At 64.6% G+C, this 1,267-nt stretch carries 1 protein-coding gene; it reads left to right on the top strand.

The genetic code is table 11. The features are described 5' to 3' along the window. Positions 1-176 precede the first annotated feature (176 nt). Positions 177-1,267, top strand: a 1,091-nt coding sequence (locus BRAO375_RS27335) for an IS4 family transposase (protein ID WP_502688967.1), incomplete at its 3' end; no start/stop codon positions are given.

Genomic DNA, 1,267 nt, shown 5'->3' with positions numbered 1-1,267 from the left:
CTACCGTATTCACACATCGATGTTGAATACAGGAAGAACGTCTGATTCCTTGTCAGTCTCTTTCGGAGGAGGCTGGGCATGGAGCTTGGGTTGGGACGGTTTGGCGACCGTCGCCTGGAAAAAGGGGGGCCTTTCTTCTGGGCCGACTGGTTGAGTCGGGCGGCCGAAGGCTGCGGGTGCGTCGGTTGGGTGGCAGTCGGGCAGGAGAGATCCGTCTGACGCGGTTGTTGCGCAACGCGGCTTTCAGCTGTGAGGAGATGCTGACGGAGGCGGCCAGGCGGACCTCGGAGCGCTGCATGGGGCGGCACGTGCTGGCGATCCAGGACACGACCGTGTTGCGCTCGGAAGGCGGCGGAGGCGAGTATCTGCACGCTGTCCTGGCTCTGGACGCGCAGGATGGCGCAATCCTGGGGCTGATCGACGGCTGCTTTTTGGAACGCAAGGGCGGCCGGCGTGCTGCCCGGCGATCCATACCGATCGAGGAGAAGGAGAGCTTCCGCTGGCTGCAAGGCGCCGAGCAGGCAGCCTCGGTGTGCGCGGGAGCGGCTTCGATCACCGTGATCGCCGATCGCGAGAGCGACATCTTCGAGGCGTTTGCCTTGCGTTCGGAAGGTGTCGAGCTGCTGATCCGCGCGGCGCATGACCGCGCACTGGAGGACGGCCAGACGTTGTTTGCTCGTGTCGATGCGTCGGCTGCGATGGGGCGCGCGGAGTTGGAGCTTCCCGCCAAGCCCGGGCGCAAGCGGCGGACCGCTCGGCTCGAACTTCGCTTCATGCGGGCCTGCCTGGCTCAACCGACGGCTGGAATGCGCGCCGATTTGCCGAAAAGCGTAAGCGTAAACATCGTCGATGTGCGCGAGGTCGACCCGCCAAGCGGCGAAGCGCCGATCCATTGGCGGCTTGTCACGACGCATGAGATCGAGACCGAGGCGCAAGCCTGGCAGGTGGTCGGCTTTTACCGACAGCGCTGGGCGATCGAGCAGCTCTTCCGCACCCTCAAGTCCGGCGGCTTCGACATCGAGGGTCTGGAGATCGAGGACAGCGCGCCACGCAACCGGCTCATCACCGCGGCGTTGATCGCCGCGGTATGTATTCAACAATTGGTGCATGCGCGTGACGGAGGCCCAGGTCCTCTACGCCCCGTCACCGATGCATTCGACCCCGACGACGTTCCACTGCTCGAAGCTTGCTGCGCTCGGCTCGAAGGCAAGACCGAGCGGCAGAAGAACCCTCATCCCAAGGGATCTCTGGCCTATGCAGCCTGGGT

This window comes from Bradyrhizobium sp. ORS 375 (assembly GCF_000239775.1).
Taxonomy (GTDB): domain Bacteria; phylum Pseudomonadota; class Alphaproteobacteria; order Rhizobiales; family Xanthobacteraceae; genus Bradyrhizobium.
The sequence above is the reverse complement of the archived record's forward strand: the minus strand, read 5'-3'. Positions and strand labels throughout refer to the sequence as shown.